This window comes from Pantoea sp. B9002 (genome assembly GCF_013385945.1).
Taxonomy (GTDB): domain Bacteria; phylum Pseudomonadota; class Gammaproteobacteria; order Enterobacterales; family Enterobacteriaceae; genus Pantoea.
Map to the genome: position 1 here is coordinate 68271 of NZ_JACAPA010000027.1, position 21022 is coordinate 89292.

Here is a 21022-nt window from a genome sequence, read left to right on the forward strand (position 1 = left end):
CAGTAAGGTGTGTATTCATCTCTATACCTTCATGCACACCGACTTACCCACGCAGCGCGGGCGCAATATGCTCGGCAATCAATTCGATGGAACGCAGAATGTCGGCGTGTGGCGGATCGATGGAGTGCACCTGGAAGCTGATATCGGTGACGCGCTGCAGCGACGTATCGGCCAGCAGCGATTGCAGCACCGTGTCGGCATCGCCGAAGTGTGCATCCAGCTGACGCGCCTGTTCGTCCAGCGTGTTGCCAATAACGTGTCCCGATTCGCGGAAATGCTGTGCCTGGCGCTGTAAGCCCGGCTCGGCGAGACGGCGCGCGTAGTCACTGGAATCGGCCACAAAAGCGGTGCGCGAGGCCAGAATGCGCGGCGCAATGCCCGCCGGTAAAGCCGCCAGATAGGCATCGATCATCGGGTTTTGTATCTGGTCGAGCGGCAAATCGGGCTGGCCCGCCGGACGCGGCTGGGTGCGCGACAGCATCAAACCGTGCCCGGCTTGTCCGGCGCGCGCCGCACCTTCCACCGAGAAGGTGGCGATCCACACGCGCTGCGCCAGCGTTGGCGCTGCGGGATAAAGATGATTATCCGGATGGCCCAGCGTATCGCCACGCCAGGCGCTCAGTAGCTGATGCAGATGATCGGCAAACACGCTGGCGCGCTGGTCGATAGTGATGCCGAACGGCAGAAAAGAGGTCGCGGTGCCGCCTGAACCTAAACCGACTTCGAGGCGACCGTTGCTCAGCAGATCCAGCACCGCCGCATCTTCGGCGACGCGCAGCGCGTTCTCCATCGCCAGCGTGATGATGCCGGTGCCAAGGCGAATAGTGCGGGTGTGCGCGGCAACGTGGGCCAGAAACAGCAGCGGCGACGGCAAGCCGCCTTCTTTCTCGTGAAAGTGGTGCTGAGCAATCCACGCGCTGTCAAAACCGGTGCGCTCGGCGTGCTGAATCTGTTCGGTTGCCAGGCGATAGCGCTGCTGTGCGGAAGTGTCATCCAGCAGGCGAGTGAAAAAACCAATGCGTTTACGCGTCATGCAGACTCCTTAATCAGCGGACGGAAAGCGGGAATCGCGTCAATCAGCGATCGGGTATACGGATGCTGTGGCGCGTTAAATAGCGTGACGGTGTCACCTTGCTCCACCACTTCACCGGCGCGCAGCACGGTGACGCTGTGCGCAATGCGGCGCACGGTGGCGAGGTCGTGGGTGATAAACAGATAAGTGAGGCCGAGCTCGCGTTGCAGCTGTTGCAGCAGTTGCAGAATCTGCGCCTGCACCGTGACATCCAGCGCCGAGGTCGCTTCGTCCAGCACCAGAATCGCCGGTTGCAGAATCAGGGCGCGGGCAATCGCCACGCGCTGACGCTGTCCGCCCGACAACTCGCGCGGTTTGCGCGTCAGCAGCTCCAGCGGTAACGCCACGCGCTGCGCCACGGCTGCGACGCGTTCACGGCGCTCTTCGCTGCTGAGTTTCTCGAAGTTACGCAGCGGCTCTTCAATGATGGCGAACAGCGTCTGGCGCGGATCGAGCGAGGCAAACGGGTTCTGATACACAAACTGAATCTTGCGGCGCAGCTGACGTTGCGCTTCACCGCGCAGCGTGGTGGCGTCGATGCCATCGATCACCACGCGGCCGCTGTCGGCCTGCTCAAACCCCAAAAGAATGCGCGCCAGCGTGGTTTTCCCCGAGCCGGATTCGCCGACCAGCGCGTGCGTGGTGCCGCGCGCTACGGTCACGCACACCTCTTTCGCCACCTGCAACTGCTGCTGGCGACCAAGGGAAAACTGTTTATTGATGCCGGAGAGCTGAATCGCTGGCGACGAGAAGTTAGCTTGTGTCGGCACGGACAGCGCGCTGTCGCCCGGATCGGCATCCTGCAACAGCTGCCGCGTATAAGCATGCTTAGGCGCGTTGATCACCTGCGCCGCCGGGCCTTGTTCCTGAACTTCGCCATGACGAAATACCAGCAGGCGATCGGCACGTTCTGCCGCCAGCGCCAAATCGTGCGTGACAAACAGCACCGCCGTGCCGGATTCGCGGCGCAACACATCCAGCAGATCGAGAATGCGTTTTTGCACCGTGACATCCAGCGCACTGGTGGGTTCATCGGCAATGATGATCTGCGGACGCAGGGCGAGGGCGATGGCAATCAGCACGCGCTGTTTCATGCCGCCGGAGAGCTGATGCGGATACTGCTTCAGGCGCTGCTCCGGATGGCTTAGCCCCACTTTTTGCAGCAATTCCAGCACGCGCTGCTGGCGTTCGGCTTTGCTGATTTTCAGGTGCAGCTGCAGCATTTCACCGACCTGATCGCCGATGGTTTTCACCGGATTGAGCGAGTTGCCCGGATCCTGCGGCACTAAGCTGATGCTGACGCCGCGCAGGCTATCAAGACGTTTAGATGACCAGCCGGCGATATCGGTGCCGTTCAGCACAATTTTGCCGCTGTCTCGTCGGCCATTTTCCGCCATCAAACCAATAATGGCCTGCGAGGTGGTGGTTTTGCCGGAGCCGGATTCACCGACCAGCGCCACCATTTCACCGGGCTGCAACTCAAAGCTGACGTTGTGAACCACTGCGCGCCACTCGCCGCGCTGGCGATAGCTGAGGGTTAAATTTTCAATGGCTAATAACGCGCTCATGCGTCACCTCCGGCCAGTTGACGGCTGATGCGGTTCGCGGCCAGCACCACGGCGACCACCACAATGCCGGGGAAGGTGGTGAGCCACCACGCGGTCGCCAGATAGTTACGTCCTTCGGCGATCAATAAACCCCATTCGGGCGTCGGCGGCGGCGTGCCGTAGCCGAGGAAGCTGAGCGTGGATAACGCCAGAATCGCCTGGCCAAACTGCAAGGCGGCGAAGGCGATCACCGCCGTCAGCGAGTTGGGTAAAATGTGACGCCACAACACGCGCCAGAAACTGCCGCCGCTGCCGTAAGCCGCTTCAACGAACTCGCTGCGGCGTACGCGTACCACTTCGCCACGCGCCAGGCGGGCAAAGCTGGCAATCGAGGCGATGCCCACCGCCAGCGCGGCGTGCACGGTGCCGAAACCCAGCAGAATCAGAATGCTAAGCGACAGCAGCAGCGAGGGAATCGACAGCAGCACATCCACTAAGCGCATCAGCCAGTTCTCAGTGCGACCGCCCGTCGCGCCTGCCAGCACGCCGAGCGTGGTGCCGCCAATCAGCCCCATCGCTACGGCTGCGACCGCGGCCGACAGCGACTGTGACGCACCATAAATAATGCGCGCGTAGAGATCGCGGCCCAGCTGATCGGTGCCGAGCCAGTAAGCGGCCTGCGGCGGCAGACGCTGCGCACCGGGCACGCCTTCCGTCGGGCTGAAATGGGTAAACAGGCCTGGCGCAAACGCCGCCAGCAGCGCCAGCAGCATCACGCCCCACGCCAGCCACAAACCCGGCTGGATGTTGAGCACGCGGGACGCGCGCGCGTTGCCGTTGCTTTGACGCGCAGTTGAGTAATCGACCAGGCTCATCGGTTGCCTCCGGCAATGGATTGCAGACGCGGATCGAACAGCGGCATCAGCGCATCGACCAGCAGGTTAATCAGCACAAACGCCAGCGCCGAGATCATCACCACCGCCTGTAATACCGCGACGTCCTGATTATTCACCGCCTGCTGCGTCAACTGCCCGACGCCGCTCAGGCCAAACACCGTTTCGGTAATCAGCGCCCCGGCGATCAGTTCCCCGAGCAGCAAACCGGCGACGTTCAGCACCGGCAACAGCGCATTGCGCATCACGTGATGCCACAGCACATGGCTTTCGCTGGCGCCTTTGGCACGCGCCACCGCCACGAACGGCTGGGTAGAAACCTGATCGATGCTGCGCAACAGAATCTGCGCCAGCGGCGCGGAGATCGGGATCGCCACGGTAATCACCGGCAGAATCAAACCCTGCAGCGCCGACGGATTGATCACCGGGATCCAGCGCAGCTGGAAAGAGAACAGCTGAATCAGCGCGATGCCGAGCCAGAAGGTCGGCAGCGAGATAAACAGCGCCGGTACCGATTGCAGCACCGAACGCAGGAAGCGCAGCGCCGGCAAGCGCGATAACGCCGCCAGCGCGAACGCGATAAGGGTTGCCAGCGCAAAGCCGAGCAGCGCCAGTTGCAGCGTGGCGGGCAGGTTGCTGATCAGCTGTTCGCTGACCGGCACGCCCGCCTGCACCGAGTAACCAAAATCACCGCGCAGCATCGCCAGCAGCGTGTGCACGTACTGCTGCCAGAGCGGATTATCCGCGCCATAAGCCAGTCGCATTTCGGCGATCTGATCCGGGCTGAGGCCCAGATCCGGGTTCTGAAACTTGATCAGCACCGCATCGCCGGGCAGCACCTGCAGCAGAAAGAACGACAGGGTAAACGCGGCCCACAGCACCAAAACGCTTTGACCCACTCTTCGCAGCAGTGAACGTTGCATCATTAACCTGCCTTAGTGTTTTTCCAGCCACGCGCCGTAGAACGACGGACGACCCACGGCTTCAAAATTCACGCCTTTCAGCCACGGCGCACCGGCAAACACCTGCGGTTCTTCAAAGATCGGAATCACATACGCCTCATCGAGCAGATAACGCTGCGCCTCGCCGGTCACCGCCAGGCGTTTCGCCGGATCGACTTCCGAGGAGATCCCCAGCAGCAGCGTGTTCAGCTTGTCGTCGCGGAAGTTCTGCACCTTGTCGCTGGAGCCGCCTTTCTGCAGCAGCGCATCGCGGTTAGTCGGATAGAACTGGCTCTTCACCACATCAGGATCGGCGCGGCCCACTTCAGACACCACCAGCGGGGTTTTCAGCGGATCGAGGTTATCCAGCACGCGGCTGCCGGCATCACCGGCTTTCACCGCCAAAGCGACGCCAACCTGACGCCACTGCTGTGCCACCAGCTGCAGCACTTCTTTGTTCTGCGGCTGCGGCAGCGATTCATAAATGGTCAGCGCCAGTTTCTTACCATCCTTCTCGCGAATGCCGTCGCTGCCCGGTTTCCAGCCCGCTTCATCCAGCAGTTTTTTCGACAACGCCGGATCGAATTTCAGCTTGTCAGCCAGATTGACGTAACCGGCTGCCGAGGTGGCGATCACCGAGGTGGCCTGCGGATAGTTCGGTGAGAACAGGGTTTGCACCACTTGCTGCGCGTTGGTGGCGTGCAGCAGTGCCTGACGTACTTTTACATCGCTGACCAGCGGGTTATCCGGGCGGAAGCTGATGCTGTCGTTGACGCCACGCGTGGGTGCGGCGTAAATCGGGAAGTTTTGCTGCTGCGCCTGCTTCTCGTCGTAGGCTTGCACCTGACGAATAAAGTCGGCCTGACCGGCCAGCAGCGCGCCAATACGCACGCTGTCTTCCGGCGTGACGATGAATTTAATGCCGTCGAGATTGGCGGGACCTTGCTGGGCGAGATTTTTCGGGCCCCATTGGTAATCTTTGCGCGCGGTTAAATCGACTTCGCGGCCGAGTTTCTCATCGCTGACCACAAACGGACCGGAACCAATAATGTGACGCGCATCGCCGAGTTGATCGAAGCTACGTTGCAGCGTGCTGAGAGAAACCAGACCCGAACCGATGGTGGCGGTGCCCTGTAAAAAACCGGGTGATGGCTTTTTGAAATAGAATTTCACCGTCTGAGGATCAATGACTTCACTGCGATCGTAATTATTAATTACTTCTGAAACCGGCAGGCGCTGGGCTTTATTTCCCAGGCCGTAAGTATCAAAGTTTTTGGCGACCGCATTGGCATCTAAGGGTGTGCCATCGGAGAAGGTGACGCCGGGACGAATTTTAAAGGTATATTCGGTTTTATCGGCGTTACTGCTCCAGCTTTCGGCAATCCACGGCTCAACTTTTAAGGTTTCAGGATTCTGCCACGTCAGTTTATCGGTGATTTGATTCAGAATACCGCCATTGGGATAAAAGCCACCGGCGGGTGGATATAGGTTGGTATGCGCCTGTTGTTCAAGATAAACCAGCGTGCCGCCTTTGACGGGCGTGTCTGCCGCGTGGGCGCTAAAAATCCCTGATAGCAGGGCCAAACTCAACGCCTGCAAGTGAAAATGCTTAGTCATGGTGTTTCCCTTTTTTATCAATAGCCCGACGGGCGGTTTTCATCATTGAATGACGCCGCAGTGAGTTGAACCAATGAATTGCACTAAGCTTTGCCGAAAAAGGTAAATAGACAGTTTTGTGTTGCCGATATTAATTCCCGCGCATACCGTGGCGGCGCAATTTATTGCGCGTGGTGTTGTCGTGCAGAATTAAAAGACGCGCGATGAATCGCGCCGCTACAAAAATGTGCGGAAATGGGCAATGGCAATTGTTTGGAATATGCGCCTTTTCTATTTTTCATATTCTCTATCTCGGATTTGTTGTTTTACGAATTAGCGGTTGTCACACCAAACTACTCGCCATATTCACTTTGATAAGGATAAGGCGCATGTCATACCGACTGAGTTTGCTGGATAAATCGCCGATTGCCGACGGAGAGACGGCCAGTCACGCGCTACATCGCACGTTACAGCTGGCGCAACAGGCGGAAGCCTGGGGCTATCACCGCTTCTGGTTAGCGGAACATCACAATACCGATCGTCTGGCGAGTCCGTCGCCGGAACTGCTGATCGCCTGGATCATCGGCCAGACGCAACATATTCGCGTCGGCTCCGGCGGCGTAATGCTGCAACACTACAGCCCGTACAAAGTGGCGGAAAACTTCAACCTGCTGGCGTCATTAGCGCCGGGCCGTATCGATGTCGGTGTCGGCAAAGCGCCGGGCGGCTTGCCGCTCTCGACGCGTGCGCTGCAGCTCGGTGTGCATCTGCAGGAGAAAGGCAGCTTCGCTGAGCAGCTGACGCTGCTGGATAGCTGGCTGCAAGTGCCGCCGGTGGGCGACGAAGAGATTCTGCGCGCCACGCCGCAGCCGCCGCGTCCGGCCAATCGTTTCCTGCTGGGTGCCAGCGAAGAGAGCGCCAAACTGGCGGCGGAACTCGGCTGGCAGCTGGTGTTCGCCGCGCATCACAACGGCGATCCGCAACTGATGGAAAAAGTCCTTAACAGCTATCGCCAGCACAGCAACGGCCAGCGCGCGCTGGTGGCGGTGCAAGTGGTGGTGGCGGATTCGCCGGCGGAAGCCGATCTGCTGGTGGATAACCTGCGCGTTTATCACGTCAGCGTGAAAGATGGCCCCAGCGTTAACGTCGGCAGCGTCGAGCAGGCCGAACGCTACGTGCGTCAGGGCGGTTATACCGATTACGTGATTGAACCGCGCACGCCATCGTTGCTGAAAGGCACCGCCGCGCAGGTGCATGCCAAGCTGGATGCGCTCCATCAGAATTTCGGCATTGAAGAGTTCGTGATTGATACGCCGGTGGCTGAAGAGCAGGCGCGCGTGAAATCACTCGAACTGTTGGCCACTCACCGTTTAGTCACCGCATGATTCGCTGCTTCCGGAGGCAGGTATGACGCAATTTAGCGAACATCAGCTGATTGACTGGCGACGTGAGCTGCACAGCTGGCCGGAGTTATCCGGCCGCGAAGTCGAAACCACTGCGCGCCTGCGCCGCTGGTTACAGGACGCCGGTTTGCGTCTGCTGGATTATCCGCTGGAAACCGGCGTAATCGTGGAAGTGGGGCGTGGCGATACGCTGATTGCGCTGCGCGCCGATATCGATGCGCTACCGATTCACGAAGCCACCGGACTGGCTTACCGTTCGCGCAACAGCGGCGTGATGCACGCCTGCGGCCACGATGTCCACAGCGCGGTGATGCTGGGCGCGGCCTTGCAGCTGAAAGCAGTTGAAGATCAATTGCCGGGGCGCATCCGTATTCTGTTCCAACCGGCGGAAGAGAACGCCACCGGCGCACGCCAGTTGATCAATGCGGGCGTGCTGGACGGGGTGCAGGCGATTTTTGGCATGCACAATGAACCTGGTTTGCCGACCGGCACCTTCGCCACACGCGGCGGCGCATTTTACGCCAATGCGGATAAATTTATCGTGCGGGTTTCCGGCAAAGGTGCGCATGCCGCGCATCCGGAAGAGGGCGTGGACAGCATTGTGGTCGCCAGCCAGATTATTCAGGCGCTGCAATCGCTCACCAGCCGCAGTTTCAATACGCTGGACAGCTTAGTGCTGAGCATCACACGCATCGACGCCGGCAAAACCTGGAACGTGCTGCCCGGCGAGGCCGAATTTGGCGGCACGGTGCGCACCCATGACAAACAGGTGCGCGCCGAGCTGGAGCAGCGCGCCCGCACGCTGGTGGAGAATATCGCCGCCGCCAACGGTGCCAGCGCCACCTTTAGCTGGCATCCCGGTCCGCCGGTGCTGGAGAACGATGCGCGCTGGGCGCAGTTTGCCAGCAACGTGGCGCAGCAGGCGGGTTACCGCGTGCAGACCGCTGAGTTACATCTCGGCGGCGAAGATTTCGCCTACTACTTACAGCAGATCCCCGGCGCGTTTGTCAGCATTGGCAGCGCGAGCGAATTTGGTCTGCATCATGGTGGCTTCAATCCTGATGAAGCGCTGATTGCCCCCGCTGCACACTACTTTACGCAACTGGCTCAGCAAGCGTTGCAGCACCTCAACGCGCGATGTCGTGACGCCATTCTGAACTAACGCGATTCACCTATTTAATTCCGGTTCTGCACGGCGACAGGCATGTCGCCGTCAGGCTGCGCCTTGGCAAAAGAGAGAACATTATGACTGCAAGACAACTGCGATTGGGCACCATTCTGCATGGCGCGTCCGGCAATATGTCCGCGTGGCGTCATCCGGCGGCGCTGGCGAATGCCAGCATCAATTTTGATTACGCCAAACACATTGCGCGCAAGGCGGAAGCGGGCAAGCTGGATTTCCTGTTTGTTGCCGATGGCCTGTTTATTAACGAAAAATCGATTCCCCACTTCCTCAATCGCTTCGAGCCGCTGACCTTGCTGTCGGCGCTGGCGGGCGTAACCGAGCATCTCGGCTTAGTCGGCACGGTTTCCACCTCGTACAGCGAGCCGTTCACCGTGGCGCGGCAGTTTGCCAGCCTCGATCATCTGAGCGGCGGGCGTGCGGGCTGGAACGTGGTGACCTCGCCGCTGGAAGGTTCGGCGAAGAACTTCTCGCGCCAGCAGCATCCGGAACACGCGCTGCGCTATCGCATCGCCGATGAGTATCTGCAAGTGGTGAAAGGGCTGTGGGATTCGTGGGAAGGCGACGCTTTCGTGCGTAATAAAGAGAGCGGCCAGTTCTTTGATCCTGAGAAACTGCACACGCTGAATCACCACGGCGATTTCTTCCAGGTGCAAGGACCGCTGAATATCGAACGCACGCCGCAAGGACGTCCGGTGGTGTTCCAGGCGGGCGCATCGGAAGATGGCCGCAAGCTGGCCGCTAAACATGCTGATGCCATCTTTACCCATCAGCCGACGCGCGAAGAGGCGCAGGAATTCTATCGTGATGTGAAAAAACAGCTGGTGGCGAACGGCCGCGAGCCGGGCGATCTGCACATTTTCCAGGGCGTCGGCGTGATTGTGGGCGACAGTGCAGAAGATGTGGAGCAGCAGTATCAAACCACCGCCGCGCTGGTTTCCATCAAAGATGCTCTCAACTATCTCGGCCGCTTCTTTGACCATCACGACTTCTCACAATATCCGCTGGATGAACCGTTCCCGGAACTCGGCGATATCGGACAAAACAGCTTCCGCAGCACCACCGACGAAATCAAACGCAAGGCGCGTGAGCATGGCCACTCACTGCGCCAGGCGGCGCTGGAAGCCGCGACGCCGCGTCCGCTGTTCCACGGCACGCCAGAACAGGTGGCCGACGGTTTGCAGCTGTGGTTTGAGAGCGAAGCGACCGATGGCTTCATCATTCAGGGCGGCACGCCAGATACCTTCGAACGCTTTGTCGATCGCGTGGTACCGATTCTGCAAGCGCGCGGTTTAACCCGCAGCGAATACCCCGGAACCACGCTGCGCGCCAGCTTTGGTCTGAAAGATCCGGTTAACCAATACACACAAAAATAAAACACGAGAATAAACGCTATGCAGAAAAAATCCCTTATCGCGCTCTTGTTGCTGGGCATGAGCAGCGCCGTATTCGCCGAAGATGTGGCGGTTAACGGTCAGAACATCAGTGTTGAAGCCAATAAAACGCCAATCAATACCGCGAAGAATGACGCCGCAGTGGCGCAGATCCCGGCTGGACATCGCTTCGCCGTACCGGGCTCGTTCACCGTGGCGGTCGCCGCGCTGAATTCACCGCCGCTGACGGTGTTCAGTGATGACAACAAAACCTTACTCGGCAGCGAAGTGGATATCGCCCGCTTAGTCGCCGACAGTCTCGGTTTGAAACTCAACGTGGTACCAACTTCATGGGAAGACTGGCCGCTGGGCGTGGCATCGGGCAAATACGATGCGGCGATCAGTAACGTGACCGTCACCAAAGAGCGCAAAGAGCGCTTCGATTTCGCGACTTATCGCAAAGACTCACTCGGTTTTTACGTCAAATCCAGCAGCCCGATTAAGTCGCTGACCAAAGCCGAAGATATCGCCGGACTGCGCATTATCGTCGGCTCTGGCACCAATCAGGAATCGATCCTGCTGGCCTGGGATAAAGAGAATCAGGCCAAAGGATTGAAGCCGTTTACGCCGGTGTATACCAAAGACGATGCGGCACAAACGCTGGCGCTGCAGTCAGGTCGCGCCGATGCCTACTTTGGTCCGAACGTGATTGGCGCATGGAAAGCGGCGCTGACTAAGCAGACGCGTTTGGTTGGTAGCGTCGATGGCGGCTGGCCGAAAGCGGCGCACATCGCTGTGACGGTGAAAAAAGATGGCGGCCTGGTGCAGCCAATCAACACCGCGCTGAATGGCGTGATCAAGAACGGCGATTACGACAAGGTGCTGAAGCGCTGGGGTGAAGGCGTTGAGCGTATCGACAGTTCAGAGATCAATCCGGCCGGATTGGGCGATTAAGGAGGCCGCATGAGCGAGCAACTGTTCCGCGAAGTATCACCGGAAGCGCCTGAGCTGCAACCGATTTTGACCGGACTGTTTGGTGAATACACCGCGCGCTACGGCGCGTTCTTCACCAGCCAAAAAGAGGTGGAGCTGACCGAATGGTATTTGCCGCCGCGCGGGCTGTTTATCGTGCTGGAGCGTGACGGCGAGATCATCGCGATGGGCGCGTATAAACCCTACGACGAGGTGACCGCCGAGTTTAAACGCATCTGGACGCGCAGCGATCTGCGTCGTCAGGGATTGGCGCTGCTGATCCTGCAGGAACTGGAGCGCCGCGCGCTGCGTGCGGGCTATCAGCGCGTGTTTCTCACCACCGGTTTCCGCCAGCCGGAAGCGGTGAAGTTGTATATCGGCCACGGTTATCAGCCGCAGTTTGAGCTGCTGGAGGATATGGAAGTCTACAGCCAGCCGCCACACGATGGACGCTTGCGCTTCCTGAAAGTGATTGATGTACATAGCGTGGCGCAGGCCAGCTAAGGGGTTGTAATGAGTAATGAACCACAACGTTTAACCGTGGTGCCGGCGCGATATCCGGCACGTACCGTCGGCGCGATTGTCGCGCTGTTTATTCTGGCCAGCGTGATTGATTCGGTTGCGTTCAATCCGCGCTGGGAATGGGGCGTGTTCGCTAAATGGTTTTTTGATCCGGTGATCCTCAGCGGTTTGGGGCAAACGCTGCTGCTGACGCTGTTTGGCACCCTCCTCAGCCTGATTTTCGGCGGTTTGCTGGCGCTGGCGCGCCTCTCGTCATCCTGGCTGCTGAGTACGCTGGCGTTCGGCTATATCTGGCTGTTCCGCTCGCTGCCGCTGATTGTGGTGCTGATCATCCTCTACAACTTTTCCTATCTGTACGACACGCTGTCGCTCGGCATTCCGTTTACCGCGCTGTCGTGGGGCCACTTCCAGACCATCAACGTGCTCGGCCAGTTCCCGGCGGCGGTGATTGGTTTGACGCTGGTGCAGAGCGCTTATAGCGCTGAGATCATTCGCGGCGGCTTTTTGGGTGTCGATCACGGCCAGTTTGAAGCGGCTTCGGCGCTGGGATTATCCTCCTCGCGTCGTACCTTCCGCATCATTCTGCCGCAGGCGCTGCGCGCGATTATTCCCACCACCTTTAATGAAATCATCAGCCTCGCCAAAGGCACCTCGATGGTTTACGTGCTGGCGATGCCGGAACTGTTTTACACCATCCAGATGATCTACAACCGCACGCAGCAGGTGATTCCGCTGCTGATGGTCGGCGCGGCCTGGTATCTGATTATCACCACCGTTCTGTCACTGCTGCAGCACAGCGTTGAGCGCTGGCTGGCGCGCAGTGTCACCCGTGAACCGCAGCCGTCGCGCTGGCGTCAATGGCGTAACCGCAGCGCCAAACCTGCAACCGAGGAGCTTTCCCATGTCCGAAGCCATTGATTACCGCAATCTGCATACCGCTGGCGCTATAAGCATCACCGGCGTGAGCAAGTCGTTCGGCAAACTGAAAGCGCTGGATGATGTGTCGCTGGAGCTGGAACCGGGATCGGTGACGGTGATTCTTGGGCCATCTGGCTCGGGTAAATCGACGCTGCTGCGCACCATTAACCATCTGGAGCGCGTTGATGAAGGCTACATCCAGATCGATGGTGACTACATCGGTTATCAGCGTCGCGGCGACAAGCTGTATGAGCTGAAAGAGAAGGCGATTCTGCGTCAGCGCATCAACGTTGGCTACGTGTTCCAGAACTTTAATCTGTTCCCGCATCTCACGGTGCTGGAGAACCTGATTGAAGCGCCGATTGCGCATCGTCAGCTGTCACGCCGTGAAGCGATTGATCGCGCCGGAGAGCTGCTGGATGTGGTGGGTTTGCGCCACAAAGCCGATGCCTGGCCGCGCCATTTGTCGGGCGGCCAGCAGCAGCGTATCGCGATTGCGCGTGCCTTAATGCTCAACCCGCGCGTGATGCTGTTTGATGAACCGACGTCAGCGCTTGATCCCGAGCTGGTGGGCGAAGTGCTGGATGTCATCAAAAAGCTGGCGCGTTCCGGCACCACGCTGGTGATTGTCACGCACGAGGTCGGCTTTGCGCGAGAAGTGGCAGATAACGTGGTGTTTATGGTCGATGGACGCATTGTCGAGCAGGGCAGCAGCAATCAGGTATTGAATCAGCCGCGCCACGAGCGCACCAAACGTTTTCTGGCGCGGGTACTTTAATGGAACGAGTGATTATTATGGCGTTGTTGGCGGTGATGTTAAGCGCGCCAGCCACCATCGCAGCAGAAACGCTGAATGCAAAAAACAACGAAACGCCGATCAATATTGCCGCAAATCCCCAGGCTATCGCGAAGATTCCGGCGGGTTTTCACTTTGTGAATCCGGGTTATTTGACCGTCGCCACTACGGCGATGAACTCGCCGCCGATCGGTTTGTGGGCGTCGGATAATAAAACGCTGATTGGCAGCGATCCGGATATTGCGCGTCTGCTGGCGGATAGTTTGGGCTTAAAGCTGAAGCTGGTGCCAGCCGCCTGGGAAGATTGGCCGTTGGGTATTACCGCCGGACGTTATGATGTGGCGATGTTCAATATTGCCGTTACCGAAGAGCGCAAAAAGAAGTTTGATTTCGCTACTTATCGCGCGGATAACCATGCGTTTGCGGTGAAAACCAACAGCGCGATAACCGCGATTAAGGGCCGCGAAGATGTGGCGGGTAAGCGCATCATTGTTGGTTCGGGCACCAATCAGGAGCGGATTTTACTCAGCTGGGATGAGAAGAACCGTGCGCAGGGCTTAGCGCCGGTGCAGCCAATCTATCTCAACGATGATGCGGCAGCCACGCTGGCGCTGCTTTCCGGGCGTGCGGATGCATCGTTTGGCCCTCAATCATTGGCAGCATGGAAAGTCGCCTCGCGCGGGCAGACCAAAATCGTCGGCCACGGCCCGTTCCGCGCTTGGGTAGCGGTGACCACGAAGAAAGGCAATGGATTAGATGTGTCGCTGCAGCAGGCGATTAACGGCGCGATTGCCAGCGGCGAGTACAAACAAGTATTAGCACGCTGGGGCGAACAGGAAGAGGCGGTGGAAACATCGCAGGTAAATCCTCCGGGGATCGTTTACCAGTAATTTTTTCCGGTCGTCATCATTTCGCCCCCATGAATTCCAGACTGCAGGCAGTGTAGCGGCGCAATTTATTGCGCGATAAATCGCGCCGCTACGATATGTGCGGGGGTTATATTTTGGCCTTTTTGATCCATACCTGCGCATCTGCGGGCGGCAGCGGGCGGGCGAAATGGTAGCCCTGAAACAGATGACAGCCTTTATCGCGCAGGTAGGTGAAATACTCCTCGCTCTCGATGCCTTCGGCCAGCACATTCAGACCCATTTCACGCGATAACTCGATGGTTTTTTGTACCACAATCGCCGATGACTCATTTTTAAAAATCTGCATGATTAGCGATTTATCGATCTTAATATCATCAATGGCAAAATCACTGATCGATTTCAGCGAGGAATAGCCGACGCCAAAGTCATCAATCGCCCATTTAACACCCAGTTGGCTAAAATGGCTGATCACATCGCCAATGCGCTTTTGGTCGTAGACAAAGGTGGTTTCAGTAATTTCAAACTTGAGGCGTTCGGGCCGGATTTTATAATGCGACAGCGTCAGCAACGTATCCTGGGTGAAATCGCGGTGTATTAACTGCAGCGGACTGATGTTAACTGAAAACACCAAATCACCGAGATGCTGACCGCGATCCCATTCGGCGATCTGCTGCAAAGTACGTTCCATCACCCATTTGCCAATATCGATAATCAAGCCGCTTTTTTCTGCCACCGGAATAAACACTTCGGGCGAGATAAAGCCTTTCGCGGGATGCTTCCAGCGCAGCAGGGCTTCAAATCCGATCAGCTTTTTATTGCTGTCCACTTGTGGCTGGTAATAAAGCTCCAGCTGATTTTTTTCGATGGCTTGTGACAGTTCGCGTTTGATTAAATCGGTTTCGGAGTAGTTGCCGCGCAGCGTGAATGCCGTTAACAACAGCGCGATCATCGGCACCGCACAGTTAACGATATAAAAGCCAGACTCCTGCGGAATATTGAGCTGAAACTTGCTATGTTGCCAGGTTAATCCGGTCGAAATAAAAAACAGATAAACCGCCAGGCAGATTAACGGAAATATTTTACTTAAGTAGGTGGTTTGCTGGCGTAATACCAACGCTGAACCCACGGTTAACGCCACCAGATAATTGTACTCTGAATGTTTCTCGAAGTTGTGGTCATTATCCAGCAGGAACAACAGCATTATGATCAGTAACAAAGCATGCACGATGATGTAGAGATGTTTGTTCAGCTTGTTACTGAAAGCCGCAACCACAATATAAAATCCCATCGCGGTGCTCAGGCAATATAAGGTGGAAACACCATTTTCTCCCTTAATGAAATTCGTCACTACCATATAAAAACCCGCCAGGATGCTGGAAAATCCAGCAATTAGCAGAGTTAAGCGCAATTTTTTCTCTGGGTTATCACCCTGCAAAATGAAGGGTAAATCTTTTAGCATGGAATATCTGGAGCTAAAATAAGAAATCATCTGAGGTTCTCATTTTTTCTGTCATATTTATTAAATTGAATCGCATAATTATTCTAGATTCATGCATCGGGAAAGTCATAATTTTGTTTTCTCCGATCAAAGATTGTTCCTATCCAGTTCCCGGTAGGCGCGTTAGAATCAACGACCAACGGAAAGGCTTTTACAGAGCTTAAACTCACCTTCAACATACTGATTGCAATGAAAATACGATTCCTGTCTGCCAACGAGCTAAAGCTGGCCGAGGTGCGTACCATCCTTGAGCCGGTCGGTGTCGAAGTGCTTCCAATCGCACGCCGTATTGAAGAGATTCAGACTGAAAATGAAGTCGAACTGGTGCGCGACAAGCTCACCAAAGCGTTCTCAATTATTGGTCGTCCGCTGTTTGTCGAACACACCGGGCTCTATCTGGATGGCCTGAACGGCTTACCAGCCGGGTTGACGCGCATCTTCTGGAGCCGCCTGAATGCCGAGCGCTTCACCAAACTGGTGAACGGTTTAGATAGCCCATGCGTCACGGCGAAAACCGTGCTCGGCTATTGTGATGGGCAAAAAATGTATCAGTTCGAAGGCGAACTGCGCGGCACCATCGCCACCGAGCCTGCCGGTCCACGCGAATTTCAGTGGGACTGCGTGTTTATCCCGGAAGGGCACACGCAAACTTTCGCCGAAATGGGCGAGCTGAAAAATGAGATTTCGATGCGTCGCCTGGCGCTGGATCGCTTCGCTACCTTTTTGAAAACATCGCGGGGATTGGCATGAAACCCGAGCTAAAACGCGCCTACGACGCCGGTAAACTGATCCTGTTTGCTGGTGCAGGCATTTCACGCAATCTTGGCCTGCCGGAATGGCATGAGCTGATTGCGCATCTGGCTAAAGAGCTGGGCTACGACCCAAAAATCTTCAATACCTACGGCACACATCTGTCGCTGGCGGAGTATTACAAACAGCGTAAAGGCTCGCTGGGACCGCTGCGCAGCTGGATGGATCGCGAATGGCATCGCCCGGATATTGACGTGCGCAGTTCTGAAATCCACACCATGATTACGCAAGGCAATTTCTCACGCATCTACACCACCAATTACGATCGCTGGCTGGAGATGGCGCATGAAGCGCACAACGTGCCTTACAGCAAAGTGGCGAATGCTGCAGATTTGGTATCATTGACCGAAGATAAGCGCCATATCATTAAGCTTCATGGCGATTTCGACGACGATACTTCAATTGTGCTGGATGAGAGCAGCTACTTTGAGCGTCTCTATTTTGATTCGCCGCTTGATATCAAACTTACGCACGACGTAATGGGCAACTCGGTGTTGTTTGTGGGTTACAGCATCAGCGATTTCAACATTCGTCTGTTATTCTACCGCCTGACAAAAATGTGGGGCCGAACCGGATTGGCCACCGCGCGTCCCAAATCGTACCTGTTCACTAACCGCAATAATCCGGTGGCGAAAGAGGTGCTGGGACAGTGGGGCATTGAGATGATCGTCTCGGAAGAGGACGATCCGCGCAAAGCGTTGGCGCTGTTCCTGGAAGAATTACTGGCTTAACAGCAGAAAGTCATTGCCTGGAAAAGTTTGATCAGAATATACTGTATATAAATACAGTTAACCGAGGTGCATCATGGCAGTCGAAACCAAATATGTTGTAGTCAGAAAGGGTGAAGAAAAGATGACGTTTGCCAATAAAAAAGACGCGGATGCCTGGGACAAAATGCTCGATATGGCAGACGCCTTTACCTATTGGCTGCAGCAGCATCAGCCAGAACTGGGTGAAGCGCAGGCCGAAGCATTGGGTCTGCTGTTGGCTGAACAGAAAGACGCGGTGCAGCACATTCTGCGCACCAGCAAGTTGCCGGATATCGTAAAGGAAGAAGAGGTTGCGCAAGCGCCTGAAGCCTCTGCGGAAACCGATAGCGAAGCGGAAGCGGCAGCGCCGGAAAAGAAAGTCCGCGCGGTTAAAGCGGCGTAAGTCGTTTTGCCAGGTGCGCATCTATGCGCACCTGGTTACCCATCAATGCTTAATCTGGTAGCGCGTGCTGCGCCCGCCGCCGGGTAATTTCTCCACACAACCTTTCGCCAGCAGTTCTGTCAGATGTCGCGTCGCCGTAGCTTTACTCACTTTCGCTACTTTCTGATACTGGCCTGCGCTGATGCCTTCGCTAAATCCCTGTTCGCCGCCATCCAGTAAGCGATTCAGCACGCGGGTTTGCTCCGCACTCAGCTCAGCAGCATTGTGCATTAACCAGAAGCGCGCTTTATTCTGCGTGCGCGTGACGGTTTCCAGTGCGAGCTCAAGGCTGTCATTCAGCACATCACAAAACCACAGCAGCCAATCGGTGACGTCCATTGCGCCACGCTGCGTCTGCTGCAGGATGCGGTAATAATCAGCACGTCGCGCCAGAATCGATGCGGACATGGCATACAAACGAATGCTCTGGCTATCCGCCTGTGCCAGCGCCAAATCGGTCAGGGCGCGGGTGATACGTCCATTACCGTCATCAAACGGGTGCAGCGTAACGAACCACAAGTGGCACAGCGCGGCGCGCAATAGTGGATCGAGCAGCGGATCCGCACGGCTGTAATTAAACCAGGCAATAAATTCTTCTAGCTGTGCTTCCAGCCCGGCACGCGGCGGCGCTTCGAAATGCACCGTTGGGCGATAGATACGTCCTGAAACTACCTGCATCGGTTCATCACCGCGCAACGTGCCGACATTCAGCCGCTTGATGGTCCATTCGCTTGCGGGAAACAGCCAGCGATGCCACTGACATAAGCGTTCAATGGTCAATTCCTGATCGCGTTGCGTGATGGCATCCATCATCATGGTTGCCAAACCCTCGGAACGTTCGGAAACCGGATAAGGCTGGTCGAGCGAAACGCCTAAACGGCGGGCAAGGGACGATCGTACCGACTGCGCGTTGACGCGCTCATCTTCAATCGCTGAGGAAGAGAGGATATTGCTGAGCAGCGTATCCAGCGTTTGTTGATCGCTGTTATCTTGCACGCTGGCGCGGCCCAGCAAGACGCCGCGCTGCTGCTGCAACTGGCGCAGGCGCGGCAGTAATTTCTCATCCTGCCAGCGAAACTGCGGCCAATCGGGCTGCTGCCAAATCCACATCATAAAGTCACTCCTGAATCGCATGAGCTGAATAGAACGGCTATTCGGCTCATATAGTGAGCTGAATAGTAGCTTGTAATCGGCTCATTGACCAGCAGAGAGAGGGCGCTGATTTGATGACGGTCGCCATGAATGTCGTAATGCCGGTCAGTTAAGCGCCGTATCAAANNATCGCGCAATGAATTGCGCCGCTACAATGTGTGGTCTCGGTAATTAAGGGTTTTCATGTCTTAACTGACGAGCATTACGCCATGAATGGCGACCCAAAGGAGTTTGGTGCGTTGCCATCAAGTTCCACCGCCGCGCGCCGATAGAGTGTTCAAAGGGATGTATGCGCACAGGGAGTGGTTCTGAATACCGAAAAGTGTCAACTCCAGGAGCGCCATAATGGCCAAACACGCATCACTTAAGAAAACAATGAGCACCCGCACGCAGATGCTGCTGACGGGCGCCTTAACCATCACGCTTGGCTTTGCCGTGACCATCGGCGTGCTGAGCTGGCAATCCAGTAACGAACAAAAATCGCTGGCCGAAAGCTATCTGCAGCAGATTGCGCAAAGCCAGGCGCTGCAAATTCAGCATGAACTTAGCTACGCGCGCGATGTGGCGCACAACCTCGGCCATAGCTTGATCGCACTGCCAGCGGCAGGCATTCAGGACCGTAAAGTTGCCGATAAGCTGATGGAATCGGCGCTGCGCGATAATCCCGATTATCTGTCGATCTCGGTGATCTTCGAAGAGAACGCCTTTGACGGACGTGACGCGGAGTTCGCCACCCAAGCCAATGCGGCCCCGAAAGGTCGCTACGCCTTCTTCGTCGATCGCGATCAAACCGGCAATTTCAACATGCATCCGCTGACCTCAATCTTCACGCCGGGTCAGGGCGATTACTATCTGCTGCCGCAGAAAAGTCAGAAAGATATGCTGATTGAACCGTACAGCTACGCCTACAACGGCGTGCCGACGCTGCTGACCTCGGTGGCAGCACCGATTGTGAGTCAGGGCAAATTGTGGGGCGTGGTGACATCCGATATTTCACTGGCGTCGCTGCAGGAGAAGGTCAACAAAATCAAACCGTGGGAAGGCAGCGGCTATGCGATGTTGCTCTCCAGCGCGGGCAATGTGGTTTCTTATCCGGATAAAAGCCAGACCAGCAAGCCGTGGAAAGGCGATACCCACAACTTCAGCAGCAGCGTGATGGAACATCATGATGCGTTATTGGGTGAAGATGCGCTGGTCACCTGGCAGCCGGTTGTAATTGGTAACAGCGATCAGAAATGGTATCTCGGCGTGGTTGCGCCGGTCAGCCAGGTGATGGCGGCGGCGCATCGTCAACTGATTAACGCGGTGATCCTGATGATCATCAGCATTCTGGTGGTGTGTACGCTACTTAGCATGCTGTTCAGCCGCAAAGTGCTGAAGCCGATTGGTGGCGAACCGCTGGAGGCCGCGACCATCGCCCTGGCAGTGGCCGATGGCAAACTCGATAACGTCATCACGCTGAAAGGGCGCGATAACAGCAGCTTGTTCTATGCGCTGCATACCATGCAAAACCAGCTGCGCGACATCGTGGGACAGATTCAGGATGCCAGCTCGTCGGTGCGTCAGGGCGCGGGTGAAATCGCCAGCGGCAACCTCAATCTGGCTTCGCGCACTGAACAGCAAGCTGCCGCGCTGGAGCAAACTGCCGCCAGCATGGAGCAGATCACCGCGACGGTGAAACACAACGCTACCAACGCGCATCAGGCGACAACGCTCACCGATAACGCCACGCACATTGCCAGTCGTGGTGAAACGCTGGTGGGCGAAGTGGTGCAAACCATGGCGCAAATCGACGACAGCGCGAAGAAAATTGGCGACATCACCGCCATCATCAACAGCATCGCCTTCCAGACCAATATTCTGGCGCTGAACGCCGCAGTAGAAGCGGCGCGTGCCGGTGAACAAGGGCGCGGCTTTGCTGTGGTGGCGTCGGAGGTGCGTAATCTGGCCCAGCGCAGCGCCAATGCGGTGAAAGATATCGGCGCGCTGATTCAGGAGTCAACACAGCGCGTCGGCAGCGGCGTGCAGCTGGTGCAGGATGCGGGCAGAACCATGCAGGAGATGACGCAGGCGGTAAATTCGGTGCGCACCATTATTGGTGAAATCGTGATTGCTTCCGATGAGCAGGCGCGCGGCATCAGCCAGGTCACCATCGCGGTGAACGAGATGGACAGCACCACGCAGCAGAACGCCGCGCTGGTGCAGGAGATGTCTGCCGCCGCCAGTTCACTGGAGGATCAGGCCTCGCAGCTGGCGAACACCGTTGGGCGTTTCCAGCTGAGTTGA

The 21022-nt window shown here is 56.9% G+C and carries 19 protein-coding genes; 12 read left to right on the plus strand and 7 right to left on the minus strand.

The features are described from left to right. Positions 1-43: 43 nt before the first annotated feature. Genes HX773_RS14555 through HX773_RS14575 form a run of 5 tightly spaced genes read right to left on the minus strand, consistent with a single transcriptional unit; the run spans position 44 to position 6070 of the window. Positions 44-1033 (minus strand): putative FMN-dependent luciferase-like monooxygenase, encoded by a 990-nt coding sequence (locus HX773_RS14555; RefSeq protein WP_176972112.1) that lies wholly within the window; start codon positions 1031-1033, stop codon positions 44-46. Next, positions 1030-2640, minus strand: a complete 1611-nt coding sequence (locus tag HX773_RS14560; protein WP_176972113.1) for an ABC transporter ATP-binding protein — start codon at positions 2638-2640, stop codon at positions 1030-1032. The genes HX773_RS14555 and HX773_RS14560 overlap by 4 nt, the downstream gene beginning before the upstream one ends. After that, positions 2637-3494: an ABC transporter permease gene (locus HX773_RS14565; RefSeq protein ID WP_176972114.1), complete on the minus strand. Its 858-nt coding sequence runs from the start codon at positions 3492-3494 to the stop codon at positions 2637-2639. Before HX773_RS14565 ends, HX773_RS14560 begins: the two co-directional genes overlap by 4 nt. Beyond that, positions 3491-4435 carry an ABC transporter permease gene (locus tag HX773_RS14570; RefSeq protein WP_176972173.1) on the minus strand — a complete coding sequence of 315 codons (945 nt, stop codon included), beginning with the start codon at positions 4433-4435 and terminating at the stop codon, positions 3491-3493. The genes HX773_RS14565 and HX773_RS14570 overlap by 4 nt, the downstream gene beginning before the upstream one ends. A gap of 12 nt (positions 4436-4447) precedes the next feature. After that, the gene (locus tag HX773_RS14575; RefSeq protein WP_176972115.1) at positions 4448-6070 is read right to left on the minus strand and encodes a TIGR04028 family ABC transporter substrate-binding protein; all 1623 of its coding nucleotides are present in this window, start codon (positions 6068-6070) and stop codon (positions 4448-4450) included. Positions 6071-6438: 368 nt separating this feature from the next. Here HX773_RS14575 and HX773_RS14580 point away from each other — a divergent pair, with 368 nt between their 5' ends. The 8 genes from HX773_RS14580 (at position 6439) to HX773_RS14615 (ending at position 14106) form a co-directional block, all read left to right on the plus strand. Further along, the gene (locus HX773_RS14580) at positions 6439-7434 is read left to right on the plus strand and encodes an MsnO8 family LLM class oxidoreductase (protein ID WP_137386971.1); all 996 of its coding nucleotides are present in this window, start codon (positions 6439-6441) and stop codon (positions 7432-7434) included. 22 nt (positions 7435-7456) lie between these two features. Beyond that, positions 7457-8614 (plus strand): amidohydrolase, encoded by a 1158-nt coding sequence (locus tag HX773_RS14585; RefSeq protein ID WP_176972116.1) that lies wholly within the window; start codon positions 7457-7459, stop codon positions 8612-8614. Positions 8615-8697: 83 nt separating this feature from the next. Continuing rightward, positions 8698-10011: an LLM class flavin-dependent oxidoreductase gene (locus HX773_RS14590; protein ID WP_176972117.1), complete on the plus strand. Its 1314-nt coding sequence runs from the start codon at positions 8698-8700 to the stop codon at positions 10009-10011. Positions 10012-10029: 18 nt separating this feature from the next. Next, positions 10030-10962 carry an ABC transporter substrate-binding protein gene (locus HX773_RS14595; RefSeq protein ID WP_101761401.1) on the plus strand — a complete coding sequence of 311 codons (933 nt, stop codon included), beginning with the start codon at positions 10030-10032 and terminating at the stop codon, positions 10960-10962. A gap of 9 nt (positions 10963-10971) precedes the next feature. Then, positions 10972-11484 (plus strand): GNAT family N-acetyltransferase, encoded by a 513-nt coding sequence (locus HX773_RS14600; RefSeq protein WP_101761402.1) that lies wholly within the window; start codon positions 10972-10974, stop codon positions 11482-11484. Between the two features lie 9 nt (positions 11485-11493). After that, the gene (locus HX773_RS14605; protein ID WP_176972118.1) at positions 11494-12420 is read left to right on the plus strand and encodes an amino acid ABC transporter permease; all 927 of its coding nucleotides are present in this window, start codon (positions 11494-11496) and stop codon (positions 12418-12420) included. Beyond that, a complete protein-coding gene (locus HX773_RS14610) occupies positions 12404-13198 on the plus strand; it encodes an amino acid ABC transporter ATP-binding protein (protein ID WP_176972119.1) in 795 nt (264 codons plus the stop codon). Before HX773_RS14605 ends, HX773_RS14610 begins: the two co-directional genes overlap by 17 nt. Continuing rightward, positions 13198-14106, plus strand: a complete 909-nt coding sequence (locus HX773_RS14615; protein ID WP_176972120.1) for an ABC transporter substrate-binding protein — start codon at positions 13198-13200, stop codon at positions 14104-14106. Before HX773_RS14610 ends, HX773_RS14615 begins: the two co-directional genes overlap by 1 nt. A gap of 106 nt (positions 14107-14212) precedes the next feature. Here HX773_RS14615 and HX773_RS14620 read toward each other — a convergent pair whose 3' ends face one another. Continuing rightward, complete coding sequence (locus tag HX773_RS14620) at positions 14213-15373, minus strand: bifunctional diguanylate cyclase/phosphodiesterase (RefSeq protein ID WP_255433233.1); 1161 nt, start codon at positions 15371-15373, stop codon at positions 14213-14215. A 399-nt stretch (positions 15374-15772) separates the two neighbouring features. On the opposite strand from HX773_RS14620, the gene HX773_RS14625 reads away from it, so the two are divergent. From HX773_RS14625 to HX773_RS14635, 3 genes are all read left to right on the plus strand, one after another. After that, positions 15773-16333 carry a non-canonical purine NTP pyrophosphatase gene (locus HX773_RS14625; RefSeq protein ID WP_008108796.1) on the plus strand — a complete coding sequence of 187 codons (561 nt, stop codon included), beginning with the start codon at positions 15773-15775 and terminating at the stop codon, positions 16331-16333. Further along, positions 16330-17124 (plus strand): SIR2 family protein, encoded by a 795-nt coding sequence (locus HX773_RS14630; RefSeq protein ID WP_008108794.1) that lies wholly within the window; start codon positions 16330-16332, stop codon positions 17122-17124. Before HX773_RS14625 ends, HX773_RS14630 begins: the two co-directional genes overlap by 4 nt. A gap of 73 nt (positions 17125-17197) precedes the next feature. Then, positions 17198-17545, plus strand: coding sequence for a YebG family protein (locus tag HX773_RS14635; protein WP_176972122.1), 348 nt, complete (start codon positions 17198-17200; stop codon positions 17543-17545). A gap of 42 nt (positions 17546-17587) precedes the next feature. On the opposite strand, the gene HX773_RS14640 is transcribed toward HX773_RS14635, so the two are convergent. Next, entirely contained in the window at positions 17588-18697 is a 1110-nt protein-coding gene (locus HX773_RS14640) for a Fic family protein (RefSeq protein WP_176972123.1), read from the minus strand. A gap of 384 nt (positions 18698-19081) precedes the next feature. Between HX773_RS14640 and HX773_RS14645 the strand changes: the two genes are divergently transcribed. Further along, positions 19082-21022 (plus strand): methyl-accepting chemotaxis protein, encoded by a 1941-nt coding sequence (locus HX773_RS14645; RefSeq protein WP_176972124.1) that lies wholly within the window; start codon positions 19082-19084, stop codon positions 21020-21022.